The following is a 16,049-nucleotide window of genomic DNA, read 5'->3' as shown; positions in this document are numbered from 1 at the left end:
TCGAGGAACACGGCATCGTACGCGATACGGGCAAGGGCCGCCGGGGAGGCTTCCTGTCCTGAGCTGGTCGCTCCGGTGGAGGGGAAGAGCCGCCGGAAGCCCGCGCGGGCAGGCCACCGCGGTCCGGCCGTGCAGCACCGGAGACCTCGCCCTAGCCTGAAGGCGACGGTAATCAGGAGGGGCACGTGTGAGCAGCCGTGTGAGCAGCCCTCACCACCAGCGGAGGAGGTTCCATGTCTGGACCGGAGCCCACATCACCTGGCGGTCCCGAGGAACGTCCCGACAGGCAGCGCGAAGGCCCGGCATCCGAGCCGGGGGCCGATCGCCCCTTCGAGAAGCACACCGGCCGGGAGGCCCGGGGTCCCGAGTCCCGGCCCGCGCCGGTGAGCCATCTCGACGAGAAGCGCACCGGCCGGCAGCCCGAGGGCCCGCCTCACCCGAGGAAGGGCGGTCTCGGGGAGACGCTCAAGCGCACCGTCAGCGAGTTCAAGGAGGACAATCTCTCCGACTCGGCAGCGGCCCTGACCTACTACGCGGTGCTCTCGATCTTCCCCGCGCTCATCGCGCTGCTCTCCCTGGTCGGTCTGATCATGAGCCCCCAGAAGATCATCAGTGCCGCCACGGACCTTGTCAGCTCGATCGGCCCGGCCTCGGCGGTGAACACCCTCAAGGGGCCGATCAGCAGCCTTGCGGCGAGCAAGGAGACAGCGGGAGTCCTGCTCGTCGTCGGCGTCGCCGCAGCTCTGTGGAGCGCATCGGCCTACGTCGGTGCCTTCATGCGCGCTTCGAATGTGATCTACGAGGTGGAGGAAGGCCGGCCTTTCGTCAAGCTCCGCCCACTTCAGATGCTCGTCACGCTCATTCTCGTCCTGCTGCAGGCCGTCGTCCTGATCGCACTGGTGGTCAGCGGGCCGCTGGCCACGAAGGTCGGATCGGCCATCGGGGCGGGAGACGCCGCAGTGACAGCATGGAACATCGCGAAGTGGCCGGTTCTGCTGCTGTTCGTCGTTCTCATGTTCTGCGTGCTGTACTACGCATCACCCAACGCCCGGCTGTCCGGTCTGAAGTCGGTGGTCCCAGGCGCACTGCTGGCCTTGGCCATCTGGCTCGTCGCATCCGTCGGGTTCGCCGCGTACGTCGCCAACTTCGGTTCGTACAACAAGACTTACGGAGCGCTCGGCGGCGTGATCGTATTCCTCGTGTGGCTGTGGATCACGAATCTCGCCATCCTGCTGGGGGCGGAGTTCAACGCGGAGCGAGAGCGCAGCCGCCAGATCACAGCCGGCACCAGCGGCGCGGAGCGGGAGCTCCAACTCGACGAACGTTCGACGCCCAAGCGGAAGAAGCGCTCGCGCACCGCGTGATCCACCGGCCCAAGGGGCCCGCGCCGCGGGGCGTACCAAGAGGGCCTGGGCTCAGCCCGTACCCGGTCCCTCATCGGAATCAAGGCCGGTGAAGGCGTCCAGCAGACGGGGCGGAGCGGCCTGCTTCCAGGAATCGGCAAGGATGTCGCGCAGTTCGTCCCGGTCGTCCAGAGCAGCGAGACGTACGCGCACCCATGGCGTACCTGCCTCGTGCGGCGGCACCCAGAACTTCTCCGGCTCCGCCGCGATCAGTTCGGTCCGCTCGTGCTTGGGGCAACGCACGGCGAACGACGTCTCATCGTCGGGGACCGTGATGAACATCTTGCCGGCGACGCGGAACGTAGGCATGTTCCATGCCTCCTTCTCCACCGTCTCCGGGAATGACAGCGCGATACGGCGGACGTCCTCTGAGTCGGGCATGGCACCAACCTATGGCGGCCACGGCGGCGACCAGGGCACGTTCACTCACCGCGAGCTTCGCCGTGTCAGCGGATCGCCGTGTCAGCGGACTGGGCCCACCCCGCATCAGGCCCTTTCCTGACTTTGACGGTTGTTCATCCAGGCGCCCCCCGTGCACCCGCCCGTCCTGAAAGACTTTCGCGGACCGCTCCCCACACCCCCCGCGAGGTCAACAGCCCCATGCCAGAACTCAATCGGCGCCGCTTCCTCCAGATCGCAGGCGCGACTGCGGGCTTCGCCGCCCTGTCGAGCAGCATCGAGCGTGCTGCCGCGATCCCCGCGGCGCGCCGTTCGGGCACCATCGAGGACGTCGAGCACATCGTCGTGCTGATGCAGGAGAACCGGTCCTTCGACCACTACTTCGGCTCCCTCAGGGGCGTACGCGGATTCGGCGATCCGCGCCCGGCGGCACCGTCCGGAAGCAAGACGGTCTGGCACCAGTCGGACGGCGCCAAGGACGTGCTGCCGTACCACCCCGACGCCGAGAACCTGGGTATGCAGTTCATCGCGGGCCTCAACCACGACTGGGCGGGCGGCCAACGTGCCTGGCACGACGGCAAGTACGACCAGTGGATCCCCGCCAAGGGCACCGGGACGATGGCGTATCTGACGCGCGAGGACATCCCGTTCCACTACGCGCTCGCGGACTCCTTCACCGTCTGCGACGCCTACCACTGCTCGATGATCGGAGCCACGGACCCGAACCGCTTCTACATGTGGACGGGTTACACGGGCAACGACGGCAAGGGCGGCGGCCCCGTCCTGGGCAACGAGGAGGCCGGGTACGGCTGGACGACGTACCCCGAGCGGCTGGAGCAGGCCGGGATCTCGTGGAAGGTCTACCAGGACATCGGCGACGGCCTGGACGAAGAGGGCTCCTGGGGCTGGATCGACGACGCCTACCGGGGCAACTACGGCGACAACTCGCTGCTCTGGTTCAACAGTTACCGCGGCGCCCGACCCGGCGACCCCCTCTACGACAAGGCCCGCACCGGCACCGACGCCAAGAAGGGCGACGGCTACTTCGACGTCCTCAAGGCCGACGTGCAGGCCGGCAGGCTCCCGCGGATCTCCTGGATAGCCGCGCCCGAGGCCTTCTCGGAGCACCCCAACTTCCCCGCGAACTACGGCGCTTGGTACATCTCCCAGGTCCTGGACGCCCTCACCTCCGACCCTGAGGTATGGAGCCGTACGGCGCTGTTCATCACGTACGACGAGAACGACGGCTACTTCGACCACGTCGTCCCGCCGTTCCCGCCGGCCTCCGCCGCCCAGGGCGCCTCCACCGTCGACACCGCGCCCGACCACTACCCCGGCGGCGTCGAAGGCTACGCTCCCGGCCCGTACGGACTGGGCCAGCGCGTGCCCATGCTCGTCGTCTCCCCCTGGAGCACGGGTGGTTACGTCTGCTCGGAGGTCCTCGACCACACCTCCATCCTCCGCTTCATGGAGCGCCGCTTCGGCGTACGGGAGCCGAACATCTCGCCCTGGCGGCGCGCGATCTGCGGGGATCTCACCTCGGCGTTCGACTTCGGCCTCAAGGACACCGAGCCCGCTTCGCTCCCGGACACCGACGCGTACGAGCCCCCGGACAAGGAGCGGCACGACAGCTACGTGCCGAAGCCGCCCGCCAGCCCTTCCCTGCCCGGGCAGGAGGCCGGTTCGCGGCCCACGCGGCCGCTGCTCTACGCGCCGCGCGTGGACGGGACGACCGGAGCCGCCGACGGGAGATTCAAGCTCACCTTCACCGGCGGCGAGGCGGCGGGTGCCTGCTTCCTGGTCACGTCGGCGAACCGTACGGACGGGCCTTGGACGTACACCGCCGGGGCGGGCAAGGAACTCTCCGACACCTGGAACACGGACTCGTCGGACGGCGCTTACGACCTCTCCGTCCACGGCCCCAACGGATTCCTGTGCGTCTTCAGGGGGCCCGGCGGCACCGCGGGCCCCGAAGTGACCGGCCGCCATCTCCCGGCGAGCGGCGACATCGAGCTGACCATGACGAACCGCGGTGACGTCGACTGCAACCTCACGGTGACGAACGCGTACGACGGATCGAAGGAGACCTGGACCGTGCGCGCCGGCGGCCGCAGGGTGCAGAGGGTGAGCCTGCGGGCGAGCAGGCGCTGGTACGACCTGTCCGTGTACTCCGACACGGACCAGTCGTGGCTGCGCCGTCTCGCGGGCCACGTGGAGACGGGCACTCCGGGCGTCAGCGACCCGGCGACGCTGACGGGCTGAGCCGGCAGGGCCACCTTCGACCGAGTACGCCGAGAGGGCCGAGGAGGAGCCCGAGGGGAGACCGGGGGGCCGAGGCCTCATGACCCCAACCTGGTCGCCCCGTGCTAGGCGAGCTCGATCGGGTACGACGGCCGCCCCCGCAAGGCCGCGGGCCGCTGCGGACCGGGAGTCGGGCTCAGTCCCGGCGCCGGGCCAGGACCAGCCGGCAGCGGGGGCTGCCGTCCGGCAGGCGGCCGAGGGACTCCAGGGCGAGAGTGGTGACGGTGAATCCCGCGGCGACCAGGTCGCGACGTACCTCAGGGAGGCGGAACCTCCGGTAGTACATGACGAAACGGGGGTGCCAGAGCGCATTGCGCACCCGCATCGCCGCGTCGAATCCCCACAGCGTCCAGTACTGCCGCGAGCCGACGCGGGGTGGCGCCGGGACGGGGAAGGCGAACAGGCCGCCAGGGCGCAGGGCGGCGTGGACCTGCGCGAACAGCGTGGGCCGCTCATGCGGCAAGAAGTGCCCGAACGCCCCGAAGCTGACCGCCAGATCGAAGGCGTCGCGGGCCGGCAGCGCGCGTGCGTCGGCGCGCACCCACTCCGCGTCGGGCACCGCACGGCGGGCCTCGGCGAGCATGCCCTCGCTGAAGTCGACCCCGGTGACGGGTCCTGCGCACACCCGCCGCAGCACCCGCTCCACGCCCCCGCCGGTGCCGCAGCAGAGATCGAGCCCCGCCTCGAACGGGCCGAGCGGGCGCAGCACGTGAGCGGTGGCGTCCAGCATCCCGTCCGGGGTACGGAACGGGCTGCTGTCGAACTTCGGCGCGAGCAGGTCGTAGCCCCGCTGCGTGGACGACATGGCCTGCCGGACCAGCTCGGCGAGGCCCGGTCCCTCCGGGGAGATGAACAGCGTCACGCCTCCACGCTAGCCCGGGCAGCGGAGGCCGCCGAGGTGTTCAGTGCACGGCTCAATGCGATGCGGCCTGCCACGCGAACCCGTCCGGGTCGGTGAAGGGCTCGGCATCGCTGTCGATGACGAGCCGGTGCGATCCGGTGCCTTCGGGGGATACGCCGGCGACCTTGGCAAGGGCACGGCGTCCGTAGAGCGCCAGCTTGACGGGACTCGAAGGGGTGGCGAACTCGGCGTACTTGCGACCGAAGCTCTTCGTCACGGTGAGGCCGTGGTCGACGTAGAACCGCTTGCTCGCGGCCACGTCCGCGACTCCCAGCAGGAGCACGATCTCGTCGATCTCCCTGGTGGCGGGGCCGGTGTCCTTCTTCGCGGAGGTTGAGACCTGCCAGACCGTCCCGTCCGGGGCCCGTACGACGCCGCCGTAGCCCCAGAGCGACTTCGCCGCCGGCTTCAGCGCAGTGGCGCCGGCGTCGAGGGCGGTGTCGATGAGACCGGCGACGGTGGACGGCTGGGACACCGAGAGCGTCAGCGTGAACCCGCGGAAACCGGTTGTCGGCGCCTCCGAGGCCCGCAGGTGCACCTCGGGGCCCAGGCCGAAGGCGTCCGAGTAGAAGCGGCTGCCGGCTGATGGATCGGCCACCTCGAGGGTGACCGATTGGATGTCAGTCATGGTGGTCACGCTAATTTCGACGCGGGGCACGCGCTTCTCGATTCCTGACCGGTCTCGTCCGCCGGGCTGACGCCGCTTACGTGGCCGGTCCGGAGCACCCCTGCCCGTATGCGCGCGGCTGCACCTGCCCGCGTGCAGACGTGCGCGCACCGCCGGCCACCCAGGCCCAGACCCAGACCCAGACGCCTACGACAGCAGGAAGTCGCGCACGAGACCGGCTGCTTCCTTCGGCGCCTGGAGGTGAAGCATGTGTCCGGCCTCCCGCACCTGGGCGACGCGCAGTCCCGGCCGGGCGTTCTCCCTCAGCGCTTCCAGCTCGTTCCGCACTCCGGCCAGCAGCGCCTCGTTCAACTCCCGGAAGGGAGCGGGCAGTCGGGTCAGATCCGGCGCCTGCCCGCCCTGCACGAGGAGGGTGGGACAGACCGCTTCGCGTACGGCGGTGAAGGCGCTCCAGCCTTCGAGCGGTGCCATCAGGGCTGCTTGGGCCGAGGCCGCCGGCATGCGCTGGTGGCGCCCGTCCGCCAGCGGCCGGAGCGAACGCCGGGTGCCGGCTTCCTCCAGCGCTGCGTCCAAGCCGTACACGGCGGCTGCCTGACGGGCCCGCTCGACGGCCGCTTCGGTCTGTCCGGCATCGAGGACGTCCGGTGCGAGTGCCGCCGAGTGTGCCGCGAGTTGCTGGGCGCGCCGGGCCGCGACCACCTCGGGGTCCAGGCCCGGGTACAGCTCCGGCAGGCCGCCGCCGAGGCCGTCGAGGTCGGCCACACCCGGGCATTCGGGGCTCCGTTGGCCGTGGCACAGGGCGATCATGCCGCCCAGGGAGTGGCCGATCACGCGGGGGCCGTCCAGCGCCAGCGCATCGGTGACCGCGTCCAGATCGGCGAGATGCCCGGCCCAGCTGTAGTCCCCGTCCGCGGGCGGGTCGGACAGACCGTGACCGCGCAGGTCGTAGGAGACCAACCGCATTCCGGTCAGGTGGGGGCGCATGAGCTCCCAGTCGAGCAGGGTGCGGTTCGCTCCGTGACAGAGCACGACGTCCGGTCCGTCGCCGCCGTGGTCCGCCACGGCGATGTCCCCGGCGGGCCCGGCGACGCGGTTGTGCGGTGGTTGCGGCAAGGGGTCCCCTCTCAACGGCCGGCGCCGACGGGGCAGCGACTGGCGGTTCTCCGTAACCGCGGCTCGTCGTACGACGAGCCGGGCCTGACTTCCTAGTAGTGCTAGCCTATGACCTAGGAGTCCTAGGCAGCCACTGAAAATCGTGCCGCCGGGATCGCGGCTATGAACGGGATCGCGCCTACGGAGGTGCCACATGGTGCGAGCGGGACTCACTGCGGCCAAAGTGACGGAGGCCGCCGCGGAGTTGGCGGACGAGGTTGGGTCCGAAGGGCTCACGGTGTCCGCGCTGGCGAAGCGCTTGGACGTCAGGGACGCGAGCCTCTACTCGCATGTGAAGAGCCTGCGGGACCTGCGCGTGCGCGTCGCTCTGCTGGCTTCCGTGGAGATGACCGACCGCATCGGCTCCGCCGTGGCCGGGCGGGCGGGCAAGGACGCGCTCATCGCCTTCGCCGACGCCTACCGGCAGTACGCCCTCGACCATCCCGGCCGCTACGCGGTCAGCCAGATGGGTTTCTCCCCCGACGAGGCCCCCGACTCCGAGGCCGCCGGCTCCGCCCTGCGCCGCAGCGTCGAACTCACCTACGGCATGCTGCGCGCCTACGGCCTCGCCGAACCGGACCTGACCGACGCCGCCCGGCTGCTGCGCAGCACCTTTCACGGCTACATCCACCTGGAACTCAGCGAGGGCTTCAAACACCCCCGCGCCGTACGGGAGTCCTGGAAGCGCTCCGTCGAGGCACTCCACGTACTCCTGGAGAACTGGCCTTCACGGCCCGGACGGAGCGAGTGATGCACACACCCACCTCAGGCACCCTCAAGGTCCCCGGGGCCACCCTGCACTACGAGACACGCGGCAGCGGCCCCGTAGCGCTGCTGATACCCGGCGGCGCGGCCGACGCCGGCGTGTACGAGGGCATCGCGACGGACCTCGCCGCCCAGTACACCGTGGTCTCCTACGATCCGCGCGGGCTCTCTCGCAGCTCCCTCGACGGACCGCTCTCCGATCAGCGGGTGGAGGTCTGGAGCGACGACGCACACCGGCTGCTCTCCGTGCTCTCACCGGACCAGGAGGCCTGTGTCCTCGGCAGCAGCTCGGGCGCGATCGTCGCCCTCGATCTGCTGGTCCGGCATCCCGGGCAGCTGCGCACGGTGGTCGCGCACGAGCCGCCGCTGGTGGAGCTCCTGGACGATCCCGCCCCGTACCGGGCTCTCTTCGCGGAGGTGCGGGAGATCTTCCGTACGCAGGGTCCGGGGCCCGCAATGGCCAGGTTCAGCGAGGGCCTTGGAGGCCGGTCCACGCGCAAGGCGACCGAACCGGCGCCCGGAGTCAGGGAGATGGCGGCCCGGATGCACGCCAATCTGCCGGTCTTCTTGGAGCACATGCTGTGCCCGTTCACGGCGATCACGCCCGACCTCCCCGCGCTGCGCACCGTCGCCGGCAAGCTGGTGGTCGCGCTGGGGCGCGATTCGCGTGGCCAGGAACCGCTGTACGGGCCGGGCACCCGGCTCGCGGAACTGCTGGGCCGGAAGGCCGTCGAGTTCCCCGGCAGCCATGTCGGAGTCACCGAGTACCCGCGGGAGTTCGCCGGACAGCTGATGGAAGTGCTCCAGCGCGAGCCCCACTTGTAGGCGACCCGGCGCGTGGCGACACCGCTCGGGGTGCTGCCCGTCAGCCGGAGGGCTTCTTCCGGCGAGGTCTTCATTCGCCGTCGGGCAGGTCGATTCTCAGAGCCGCGACGGCCGCGCGCGCCTGCTCCGGTTCGGCGCCTTCGGCGATCGCGGACAGTGCCGCGCGCCAGGCTGCCGCGAGCACCCGGCCGAGCAGCGGCGCCGTCGGGACGGCCGTCCGGCTGAGCATCTCGGCCAGCCGGTCATGGGCCGTGCCCGCGGGCGGATCCCCCAGGATGCGGAGGAAGTCCTCCCGGACGGCGAACTCCAGGCCTACCGACAAGGCAGACGTCACTGCTGCCGCGCGGTCCGATGCGTGGGCCGCCAGTGCGCCTTCCATCCGGTCGAGGAGGCGCCGTTCCACGTCCTCCCGAACGAAGGCGTACAGCCCGAGCTTGCTGCCGAAGTGGTGGTACAGCGCGCCCGTGGTGACCCTCGCCGCCGCCGCCAGTTCGGCCACGGTGACCTCGTCGAAGGGGCGTGCTCCGAACTCCTTGACCGCAGCGAGCGCGAGCCTGCCCTTCGGGGAGGTCGACACCGGGATCCACTCGCGCACCCGAACATAATACGGTTATGCTGTGCGGAAATCCAGTTATGGCAGGAGGCTCCGCCATGAAGCTCGAGTTCATGTTCGTCCCGACCTCCGATCTCACGGCCTCGCTCGCTCTCTACCGCGACACCCTCGGGTTCACCGAGGTGTGGCGCGAGGGCGACGCCACCGTCGCCCTGGCCCTGCCCGGCAGCGACGTACAGGTCATGCTCGACGCGAACGACCCCAAGGCCCCCGTCGGGCCGCTGTTCGTCGTCGACAGCGTCGTGACCTTCCATGCTGATCGCCCGGAGAACCTTGCCGTCCTCGCCGGGCCCTCGGAGATCCCCGGCGGTTTCCTGGCCACCTACCAGGACCCGGGCGGCGCGACGATCTACGTCATGGACCAGTCGACAGACCAGACCGCCCCGTAGGAGCGAGGGCGGCCGGCCCGCAGCCGCAGAGGCTGCGGAAGCGGTGCCCGATGCGGGCGAAGCGGGCGGTCTCGTGTCCACCGTCCCCGCTCACGCTTCACCGCACCACTGGGGCGACGGCCGCGCTGGTTGCCGCGAGCCCGTACGTCGGAAGCGCACAGGTGCAACCAATTTGGAGTCAGGTGTGTCTCCTGACGCGAATGGCCTAGACAAACAAAGGAATTCGCGATGACACCCTTGAGACGCCCCGATGTCCGCAGTGCTCGCGGAGGGCGGGCCGGCCGGGCCGCTGTGCCGCTCGCCGTCGCACTGCTGGCGGCGGGCGGCCTGACCGCCTGGTCGCTCACCCCGGAGGAAGCGCACGCGGCGCCGGCCGAGGCTGCGGCCCCCGCGGAGGACCTCAACGGCGACGGCCACGCGGACCTGGTCTCCGGCGCTCCGGGAGGCAAGGTCTCCGGCAAGGCGCAGGCGGGGTACGTGACGGTGACGTACGGATCGGCGGACGGCATCGACCCGTCCAGCAGGACGCTGCTGAGCCGTTCGACGAGCGGTGTGCCCGGATCGGCCGCCGCCAAGCAGCAGTTCGGCAAGACCTTCAGCACGGGCGACCTGGACGGCGACGGCTACGGCGACCTCGTCGTCGGTTCCGCCGACGCGCCCTCCGGCAGCGTGATCCTGTGGGGGTCGCCGTCCGGGCCGGCCAAGGGCACGGCGCTCGACGAGTACGGGCGGACTCCGCAGGCGGGCGACTTCGACGGCGACGGCAAGGCGGACCTGGCGCTGCTCGGCGACGCCGACGTGGGCGGCGACGACCCCGTGACGCAGCCGGCCGCACTGCTCAAGGGCCCGATATCCCGCGACGGTTCGCCCGCCGGGCGGCTCGACTTCATGGACAAGTCCGAGTGGTGGGGCTACGGCGACGACGGCCCGGGCTGCGCGGAGGACGACTCGTGCGTCGATGGCCCTTCGTCGGTCAGCGGCCCCGTCAAGGCGAAGGCCGCCGGCGACGTCAACGGCGACAAGCGCCAGGACATCGCGATCTGGCAGTACGAGGGCGACGGCGTCTGGGGCAACCACGTACTGCTCGGGGGCAAGGCCGGCTTCACGACGACGAGCACCGTGGGCGACTTCGGCTCCGCCGGCGACGAGGGCGACAGCGACCTGGGTGACGTGGACGGCGACGGATTCGACGACGTCGTGCTCGGCGCCGGCGTGAACCAGAAGGTCACCGTCGTCTTCGGCTCGGCCTCGGGTCCGTCCGGCGACCGCGCCCAGTCCTTCGACCAGAGCCTGGCCGGGTTCCCCGGCGCGCAGGAGGACGGCGACCGGGTCGGCTCGTGCGTCTCGGTCGCCGACGTCACCGGGGACGGCAACGCGGAGGTCGCCGTCGGCATCAGCGGGGAGGACTTCGGCGGGCTGACGGACGCCGGGTCGGTCGCGCTGCTGCACGGCAGCCCCTCCGGCGTCACCGGCACCGGCAGCCAGGTCGTGCACCAGAACACGGCGGGCGTGCCCGGAGTCGCCGAGACGGGCGACGAGTTCGGGGCGGCATGCGCACTGAAGGACGTCGACGGCGACGGTCACCGCGACGTGAACGTCTCCTCGACGAAGGAGAACGCCTCGGCCGGAGCCGTGTGGTCGCTGCGCGGGACGGGCGACGGCCTGACGACGGACGGCGCCGCCGCGTTCGGCCCCGGTGACGTCGGGGGTCCCGTCGCCGATGCACGCCTCGGTGGCTTCCTGCGCTGAGGCCGCAACCGCCGGGCGGGCGCAGACGCACCCGCCCGGTCCGGTCCGGGCCGGGCGGGTGCGTCTGCCGACTTCGCCGTGGAGCGGGTGACGGGCTTCGAATCCGCCCTCTGCGCCCGGGAATCACCGTCCGGAAGTCCCGAAGTCCCGGGTGACAGGCCGTCGTTGCCCATGATGGTGCCGTTCAGCCCTGCGGCTCGCTGATGTTGACCATCCAGGAGATGCCGAACCGGTCCGTGCACATGCCGAACACATCGCCCCACATCTGCTTCTCCAGGGGCACGGCCACGGTGCCTCCCGCGGACAACTTCTCCCAGTAGCCACGCAGTTCGGCGTCGTCGTCGCCGCTGAGGCTCACCGAGAAGTCGTTGCCCGGGGTGTGCTCCGTCCCCGGCGGGGCGTCGGCACCCATCAGGGCGAAGCCGCTCGGCGTCTCCAGCATGCCGTGCATGATCTTGTCCGCCTCGGGCGTGCCGCTCTGGCCGAACTCGCCGTAGCTGTTCAGGGCGAGCGTGCCGCCGAAGACCTCCTTGTAGAACTCCATCGCCTGCCGGGCGTCGCCGCCGAAGCTGATGTACGGGTTGAGACGCGAGGTCATGAAAACCTCCTGAATCGGATCAAACAGTGGATTCCGCACAATAGCCCGGACCACTGACAACGGCACCAGGATGAACTCCGCCAATGACCGGCCGCGGGGCGACCGTTGCCGTGCGTCGCACCGTCAGTCCGCACCGTCAGTCCTGCCGTCAGCCGCTTCCTCAGTCGCCTCGCCAGATGTTGTCGAAGGCATCCTGCTCGACGGATCTCCGTTGCCGTACGGCCTCCAGTTCCACCGACGCGCCGTCGACCGCGGCGAGCACGGTCTCCACCGCCTCGTCGGGCGCGACCAGGGTGTCCCGCCCGGTCTCGTCGTCGCGTATGCCGACGGTCGTCGCAAGTGTGACGAGGACGGGCTCTTCCGATGCCCAGCGGTCCCCCGCCCGGCGGCGGTCGGGCGAATCCGCCGGCACGGTCCGGCCGGTCCGGAACGGCATCCAGCGGCTGCGCTGCCGCGTGAGCCGCCCTTCCGACTCAAGGGCGGCCAGATAGGCCGACGCCAGGCCGCGGCCTCTGCGCCACAGCCAGTCGCCGGCGGACTCGTACGGCGTCTCCCGGACGAGCGACGCCGCGGCCTCGTCCAGCAGGCGATCCGCTGTGGCCGTCCGGTCGCCGGGCACGATCCGGCCGTCTTCCAGCGTGACGGCCCCGGCACCCAGGAGGTCGATCAACTCGGCTCCCGCCAGGGCGAGCGACAGTTCGCCCTGCTTCACGGGGCGACTCGGCGTCACGTCCAGGGCGGTGATCATCAAGTCCCGCGGTGTGCTCATGGAGGGCTCCACATCAGGGGCGCCGGCAACGGATGCGACACCGGCTCTTACCGGCCACGCACCCGCTTGACGACGGGTTGTGCCGGTGTGGAACTGGGGCCCCCGAGACGTACTCCCGTCAACCAGCCTAGGGAGCGAGAGCGGCGGCTGCATTCCCACGCCGCTGCCACCCCGCTGCCAACCCGCTGCCACGCCACCGCGCCACCGCGCCACCGCCGCCCGCCGCTGCCATGCGCTGTTCCCACGCTCCGTGGGCGCGCTGAGCGAGCCCATGCGGGCACCCGGCCGCCGTGCTGTAGTGGTCAAGTGAAGCGAAAGCACACAAATGCGCCGATGCCGCGCACCGGACGGTCCGGCAAGGCGGACTCCGGCGGTGCGCGGGCCCAGCAGGCCGAGGAGCAGCGCCGCAGGGTCCGGCTCATGATCAAGATCACCGCTCGAGCAGGTGCGTACCGGAAGGGACTGATCGCGGCAGTGGGCCGCCTCAGCCCCGAGGAAGCGGTGATCCTCGCCGATCTGGAGCGGAACGGGCTGCAGGTGCCGCAGTTGCACGACGTGCTGTGCGGCGGCCACGTGCTTGTGGACGACCCGCAGCTGTACGAGGACTGGCGGTTCGCGGAGGGCAGCCGTCCGCGTCTGTCCAGCCATCACCGTGACATCGACAAGACGCGGTATCCCGATATCGGGATGCGCGGCGACGTCGTACGGGAAAAGCTGCACGGGCGCACGGCGCAGGGCACCTGGGTGCAACTGGAGAAGACCCCGGCGGCGTTCGGCAAGCGCAAGCTGCCCACCCTGAACGACCTCCGGCATCTCGTGGACTACGTGGTGTACCGGATCACCCGCAGCAATGTCGGCCCCTGGGGCCTGTCACGGATGACCGAGCGGCGCCCGATGTACCTCTCGCCGGTCCTGGCCGTGCCCACGTCGCTGACGCCGCCGGTCGAGCGGTCGCTGACCCGGGCGCTGCGCCGGCTCGAGGAGGACGACGACGTCACCGCCGTGTCCCAGGACCTGGCGGTGCGGTTTCCGCCGCCCGACCGGGCAGACCTGGCGGGCGAGTTGGGGCATGCGCTGTCCGGCAGGGCCGGGCGGGGGCTGTTCGGCAGCTCCGACGTGTGGGTCACGCAGACGCCTTCGCGCAGCGCTGCCGCGGTTCTCCGGGAGAGCCCCGAGGCGCCTGCGGCGGACGCCTGGCCGGAGAGAGGAGCAGCATGAGCGACGACGAGCGCAACGATCCTCCGGCGACACCGCCGACACGGCCGGAACCGGGCGACGCGTCCGTCCCCGAGGGGCTGGTCTCCGCCGTGCTGAACCTGGTGGACACCGGACCTGTGCTGCTCGGTGCGTACACCATCGCCGAACTCACCGCTGTGGACGCGATCGTGGACTTCCTGGAGGCCCGCCCGTCGGACGAGGTGCTAGCCGAGGCCGTGCGGTCGCTGGCCGCACGGCAGTTGCTCGTCGCGGGCTCGGCGGGCGAACAGGTCCAGGTGCGGGGAGACCTGGGCATCACCGTGGCGTTCCAGCGGAGGGCGCGGAAGGTGCTCGACGCCCGTACGACCGGCACGGGTCCGGGGGAGCCATGGCGGATCCTGCTGCTGCCACAGCCTGAGGAGATCTGCCTGATGGTGCGCATCGACGCGCTCGGCGTCCACCAGATCGGTCTGCACAAGCTCGACGAAGCGCTCCGCATGCTCATCGACTGGCTGCCCGCGGGCCGGGTGGCGAAGCCCGATCCCGCGATGGACGTGGATGCCGTGCTCGCCGCGGCGGAGCGCTCCGCGCTCGTCACCGTCACCGACTACACGGCGCAGGGATCGGCCGAAGTCGCCGGTGCCAGCAGCGACTTGATCCTCGCCCGCAACGACGGACGGCTGCACGTGCTCTCCCGTGACCCGCGCGACCGGGCGGAGCTGGTGCCGAGCGGGGCGGAGGAGAAGGAGGACGTCGAGAACAGGCTCGTCGGCCTGCTGAGGTAAGGGCCGACGTAAGCTCAGTCGGCCATAGCCACATAGATCGGAGTCGCCACGACCACACCTGGCTCGACGTGCAAGGTCTTGGCCAGGAACTCCAGTCTGGTGGGCGGTGTTGAAGAGAGCGCCTGCAACGCTATGTCAACGGCTTCGGGGTAGGAGTAGTAGTCGGGCTCTCCCGTGGCCTGCTGCCATTCAGGGGCGGAGGCCAGTGCGTTGAGAAACTTGAGGGTGTAGTAGTAGGGCGCGTGATTCGCGCCGGCCTTGGGAGCGGCGCCGACCAGGCTGTCGGGGGATCCGATGAGTGCGCACTTCACTCCGCCCACGAGCCCTCCGAAGAAGGCCAGTTGCGACGCGTACTCGTGCACGATGCCGTATCGGAACGACTCGGCACCCGCGATGTACCGGCCCGGCTGTGCGACCGATCCAGGAGGCTCACTCTTCCTGAGATAGGCGTCGAGCACCCCGACCCGGGCCGAGACCTCAGAGGGGTCGCCACCGGGTTTTCCTCTCACCGTGGCCCCCAGCACTCCCGCACTGACTTTGAACTCGGTCTCGAATGCCTTGATGAACGACTGCGGGATCTGAGGTAAGAGGTTGTCCAGCTTCGACTGAGATATGTAGAGGTAGTACTTGAGCGGAATGCGGCGCTTTCCTCGCCCGAACAGATTCACCCTGTGTCTCCCCTTCGCTCCTTCGCTCCTGGCCGAGTTGCGAGCACGGGCGGGATCGCCCGGCCCGGCCCTGCCCTACGCCTCGCCCTCACATACTTACTCACCCACTCACTGCGTGGCCGTGACGATGCAGCGTCGCAGCTCCTCGAAGGCTTCCGGGGTGCCCTCGACGGTCACTCCGGTCGGGCCGCCGGGCTGCTCGCGGTTCCACAGCCGGCGCAGCACGGCCGCCGGAGGGCCGCTCACGGTGACGTCCACCGCGTCGGGCGCCTCCGGCGCGTGGTCGCCGGGGCCGCCCTCGACGGCGAACAGCCCCGGGCCCGTACGCACCCGCCACGCCGCACCGTCCGTGCGCACCGCGTACGTCCGGCCCGGCGAAGCGTCCAGGATGTCGCTGAAGTAGGCGCCCCACTCGGCGACTCCGTACGCCACGAAGACCTTGAGCAGCTCGTCGATGCCGTCGACGGCGAGGTCGGCCGGGACGGGCGCGACCGGTTGCCCGGTGCCGAGTTCCGCGTCGATGCGGTGGATGACCGTCTCCTGCGCCATCCGCCGGGACCAGAATCCGACGGTCCGGTCCGGGGTGTACCAGGAGCCGGCCGGATCCTCCGGCTTGCGGGCGGCGAATTCCTTCAGCAGCCCTGCGTACGCCCGGTCGAGCAGCGCCGGCGGATCCTCGTCCGCGAGTTCGGCCGCGAGTTCGGCCGACGGCCACGGGTCGGGCTCGGCGCCCTCGCGCATGGCCAGCGTCTTGTGCAGATACACCTCGCCGACGTGGCGGATCAGATCGGCGACGGTCCAGCCGGGGCAACTCGGCACGGCCGCAGCGAGGTTCGCCGGTGCGACGGCACGCAGGCGGGCGAAGTCGGCTGCCAGGCAGTCGAGATATCGGGAATGGTCCATGCCG

17 protein-coding genes are annotated in these 16,049 nt (G+C 70.5%); 8 read left to right on the top strand and 9 right to left on the bottom strand.

Annotated features, from left to right (window positions below; translation table 11 throughout):
- Positions 1-233 precede the first annotated feature (233 nt).
- Entirely contained in the window at positions 234-1,364 is a 1,131-nt protein-coding gene (locus tag ACSMXX_RS16210; RefSeq protein WP_473179414.1) for a YihY/virulence factor BrkB family protein, read from the top strand.
- Between the two features lie 51 nt (positions 1,365-1,415).
- Here the strand turns inward: ACSMXX_RS16210 and ACSMXX_RS16205 are convergent, their stop codons facing one another.
- A complete protein-coding gene (locus ACSMXX_RS16205; protein ID WP_473179413.1) occupies positions 1,416-1,784 on the bottom strand; it encodes an MmcQ/YjbR family DNA-binding protein in 369 nt (122 codons plus the stop codon).
- 219 nt (positions 1,785-2,003) lie between these two features.
- Here ACSMXX_RS16205 and ACSMXX_RS16200 point away from each other — a divergent pair, with 219 nt between their 5' ends.
- Positions 2,004-4,064 carry a phosphocholine-specific phospholipase C gene (locus tag ACSMXX_RS16200; protein WP_473179412.1) on the top strand — a complete coding sequence of 687 codons (2,061 nt, stop codon included), beginning with the start codon at positions 2,004-2,006 and terminating at the stop codon, positions 4,062-4,064.
- A gap of 175 nt (positions 4,065-4,239) precedes the next feature.
- On the opposite strand, the gene ACSMXX_RS16195 is transcribed toward ACSMXX_RS16200, so the two are convergent.
- The 3 genes from ACSMXX_RS16195 to ACSMXX_RS16185 all read right to left on the bottom strand — a co-directional run bounded on the left by ACSMXX_RS16195 (position 4,240) and on the right by ACSMXX_RS16185 (position 6,745).
- Positions 4,240-4,908 (bottom strand): class I SAM-dependent methyltransferase, encoded by a 669-nt coding sequence (locus ACSMXX_RS16195; RefSeq protein WP_473184809.1) that lies wholly within the window; start codon positions 4,906-4,908, stop codon positions 4,240-4,242.
- 109 nt (positions 4,909-5,017) lie between these two features.
- Positions 5,018-5,632, bottom strand: a complete 615-nt coding sequence (locus tag ACSMXX_RS16190; RefSeq protein ID WP_473179411.1) for a glyoxalase — start codon at positions 5,630-5,632, stop codon at positions 5,018-5,020.
- A gap of 186 nt (positions 5,633-5,818) precedes the next feature.
- Entirely contained in the window at positions 5,819-6,745 is a 927-nt protein-coding gene (locus tag ACSMXX_RS16185) for an alpha/beta fold hydrolase (RefSeq protein WP_473179410.1), read from the bottom strand.
- A gap of 193 nt (positions 6,746-6,938) precedes the next feature.
- Here ACSMXX_RS16185 and ACSMXX_RS16180 point away from each other — a divergent pair, with 193 nt between their 5' ends.
- Together ACSMXX_RS16180 and ACSMXX_RS16175 are read left to right on the top strand one after the other, a co-directional pair.
- Complete coding sequence (locus ACSMXX_RS16180) at positions 6,939-7,535, top strand: TetR/AcrR family transcriptional regulator (RefSeq protein ID WP_473179409.1); 597 nt, start codon at positions 6,939-6,941, stop codon at positions 7,533-7,535.
- Positions 7,535-8,374, top strand: coding sequence for an alpha/beta fold hydrolase (locus ACSMXX_RS16175; RefSeq protein ID WP_473179408.1), 840 nt, complete (start codon positions 7,535-7,537; stop codon positions 8,372-8,374). Before ACSMXX_RS16180 ends, ACSMXX_RS16175 begins: the two co-directional genes overlap by 1 nt.
- 70 nt (positions 8,375-8,444) lie before the next feature.
- Here ACSMXX_RS16175 and ACSMXX_RS16170 read toward each other — a convergent pair whose 3' ends face one another.
- A complete protein-coding gene (locus ACSMXX_RS16170; RefSeq protein WP_473179407.1) occupies positions 8,445-8,969 on the bottom strand; it encodes a helix-turn-helix domain-containing protein in 525 nt (174 codons plus the stop codon).
- 56 nt (positions 8,970-9,025) lie between these two features.
- Here ACSMXX_RS16170 and ACSMXX_RS16165 point away from each other — a divergent pair, with 56 nt between their 5' ends.
- Both ACSMXX_RS16165 and ACSMXX_RS16160 read left to right on the top strand, forming a co-directional pair.
- On the top strand, positions 9,026-9,376 hold the full coding sequence (locus tag ACSMXX_RS16165) for a VOC family protein (protein ID WP_473179406.1): 351 nt from the start codon (positions 9,026-9,028) through the stop codon (positions 9,374-9,376).
- Positions 9,377-9,604: 228 nt separating this feature from the next.
- Positions 9,605-11,125, top strand: a complete 1,521-nt coding sequence (locus tag ACSMXX_RS16160; protein ID WP_473179405.1) for an FG-GAP-like repeat-containing protein — start codon at positions 9,605-9,607, stop codon at positions 11,123-11,125.
- Between the two features lie 184 nt (positions 11,126-11,309).
- Here ACSMXX_RS16160 and ACSMXX_RS16155 read toward each other — a convergent pair whose 3' ends face one another.
- Together ACSMXX_RS16155 and ACSMXX_RS16150 are read right to left on the bottom strand one after the other, a co-directional pair.
- A complete protein-coding gene (locus tag ACSMXX_RS16155; protein ID WP_473179404.1) occupies positions 11,310-11,723 on the bottom strand; it encodes a VOC family protein in 414 nt (137 codons plus the stop codon).
- Between the two features lie 160 nt (positions 11,724-11,883).
- The gene (locus tag ACSMXX_RS16150; RefSeq protein WP_473179403.1) at positions 11,884-12,492 is read right to left on the bottom strand and encodes a GOLPH3/VPS74 family protein; all 609 of its coding nucleotides are present in this window, start codon (positions 12,490-12,492) and stop codon (positions 11,884-11,886) included.
- 333 nt (positions 12,493-12,825) lie between these two features.
- Between ACSMXX_RS16150 and ACSMXX_RS16145 the strand changes: the two genes are divergently transcribed.
- Together ACSMXX_RS16145 and ACSMXX_RS16140 are read left to right on the top strand one after the other, a co-directional pair.
- Positions 12,826-13,710: a hypothetical protein gene (locus tag ACSMXX_RS16145; protein WP_473179402.1), complete on the top strand. Its 885-nt coding sequence runs from the start codon at positions 12,826-12,828 to the stop codon at positions 13,708-13,710.
- The gene (locus ACSMXX_RS16140; RefSeq protein ID WP_473179401.1) at positions 13,707-14,474 is read left to right on the top strand and encodes a hypothetical protein; all 768 of its coding nucleotides are present in this window, start codon (positions 13,707-13,709) and stop codon (positions 14,472-14,474) included. The genes ACSMXX_RS16145 and ACSMXX_RS16140 overlap by 4 nt, the downstream gene beginning before the upstream one ends.
- Positions 14,475-14,488: 14 nt before the next feature.
- Here ACSMXX_RS16140 and ACSMXX_RS16135 read toward each other — a convergent pair whose 3' ends face one another.
- Together ACSMXX_RS16135 and ACSMXX_RS16130 are read right to left on the bottom strand one after the other, a co-directional pair.
- Positions 14,489-15,142 carry a DUF7019 family protein gene (locus ACSMXX_RS16135; RefSeq protein WP_473179400.1) on the bottom strand — a complete coding sequence of 218 codons (654 nt, stop codon included), beginning with the start codon at positions 15,140-15,142 and terminating at the stop codon, positions 14,489-14,491.
- A gap of 108 nt (positions 15,143-15,250) precedes the next feature.
- The gene (locus ACSMXX_RS16130; protein ID WP_473179399.1) at positions 15,251-16,045 is read right to left on the bottom strand and encodes a maleylpyruvate isomerase family mycothiol-dependent enzyme; all 795 of its coding nucleotides are present in this window, start codon (positions 16,043-16,045) and stop codon (positions 15,251-15,253) included.
- Between the last annotated feature and the right edge of the window lie 4 nt (positions 16,046-16,049).

The sequence above is a fragment of the Streptomyces sp. DSM 116795 genome (genome assembly GCF_055792905.1).
Note: the sequence above shows the minus strand (reverse complement) of the source record. Positions and strands in the feature narration are given on the sequence as shown.

Excerpts from the sequence above, each read along its gene's own strand:
- ACSMXX_RS16205 (WP_473179413.1), bottom strand. The coding sequence starts at position 1,784 with ATGCCCGACTCAGAGGACGTCCGCCGTATCGCGCTGTCATTCCCGGAG.
- ACSMXX_RS16180 (WP_473179409.1), top strand. The coding sequence starts at position 6,939 with ATGGTGCGAGCGGGACTCACTGCGGCCAAAGTGACGGAGGCCGCCGCG.
- ACSMXX_RS16145 (WP_473179402.1), top strand. The coding sequence starts at position 12,826 with ATGCCGCGCACCGGACGGTCCGGCAAGGCGGACTCCGGCGGTGCGCGG.
- ACSMXX_RS16165 (WP_473179406.1), top strand. The coding sequence starts at position 9,026 with ATGAAGCTCGAGTTCATGTTCGTCCCGACCTCCGATCTCACGGCCTCG.
- ACSMXX_RS16160 (WP_473179405.1), top strand. The coding sequence starts at position 9,605 with ATGACACCCTTGAGACGCCCCGATGTCCGCAGTGCTCGCGGAGGGCGG.
- ACSMXX_RS16210 (WP_473179414.1), top strand. The coding sequence starts at position 234 with ATGTCTGGACCGGAGCCCACATCACCTGGCGGTCCCGAGGAACGTCCC.
- ACSMXX_RS16200 (WP_473179412.1), top strand. The coding sequence starts at position 2,004 with ATGCCAGAACTCAATCGGCGCCGCTTCCTCCAGATCGCAGGCGCGACT.
- ACSMXX_RS16150 (WP_473179403.1), bottom strand. The coding sequence starts at position 12,492 with ATGAGCACACCGCGGGACTTGATGATCACCGCCCTGGACGTGACGCCG.
- ACSMXX_RS16195 (WP_473184809.1), bottom strand. The coding sequence starts at position 4,908 with ATGTCGTCCACGCAGCGGGGCTACGACCTGCTCGCGCCGAAGTTCGAC.
- ACSMXX_RS16140 (WP_473179401.1), top strand. The coding sequence starts at position 13,707 with ATGAGCGACGACGAGCGCAACGATCCTCCGGCGACACCGCCGACACGG.
- ACSMXX_RS16190 (WP_473179411.1), bottom strand. The coding sequence starts at position 5,632 with ATGACTGACATCCAATCGGTCACCCTCGAGGTGGCCGATCCATCAGCC.
- ACSMXX_RS16130 (WP_473179399.1), bottom strand. The coding sequence starts at position 16,045 with ATGGACCATTCCCGATATCTCGACTGCCTGGCAGCCGACTTCGCCCGC.
- ACSMXX_RS16155 (WP_473179404.1), bottom strand. The coding sequence starts at position 11,723 with ATGACCTCGCGTCTCAACCCGTACATCAGCTTCGGCGGCGACGCCCGG.
- ACSMXX_RS16175 (WP_473179408.1), top strand. The coding sequence starts at position 7,535 with ATGCACACACCCACCTCAGGCACCCTCAAGGTCCCCGGGGCCACCCTG.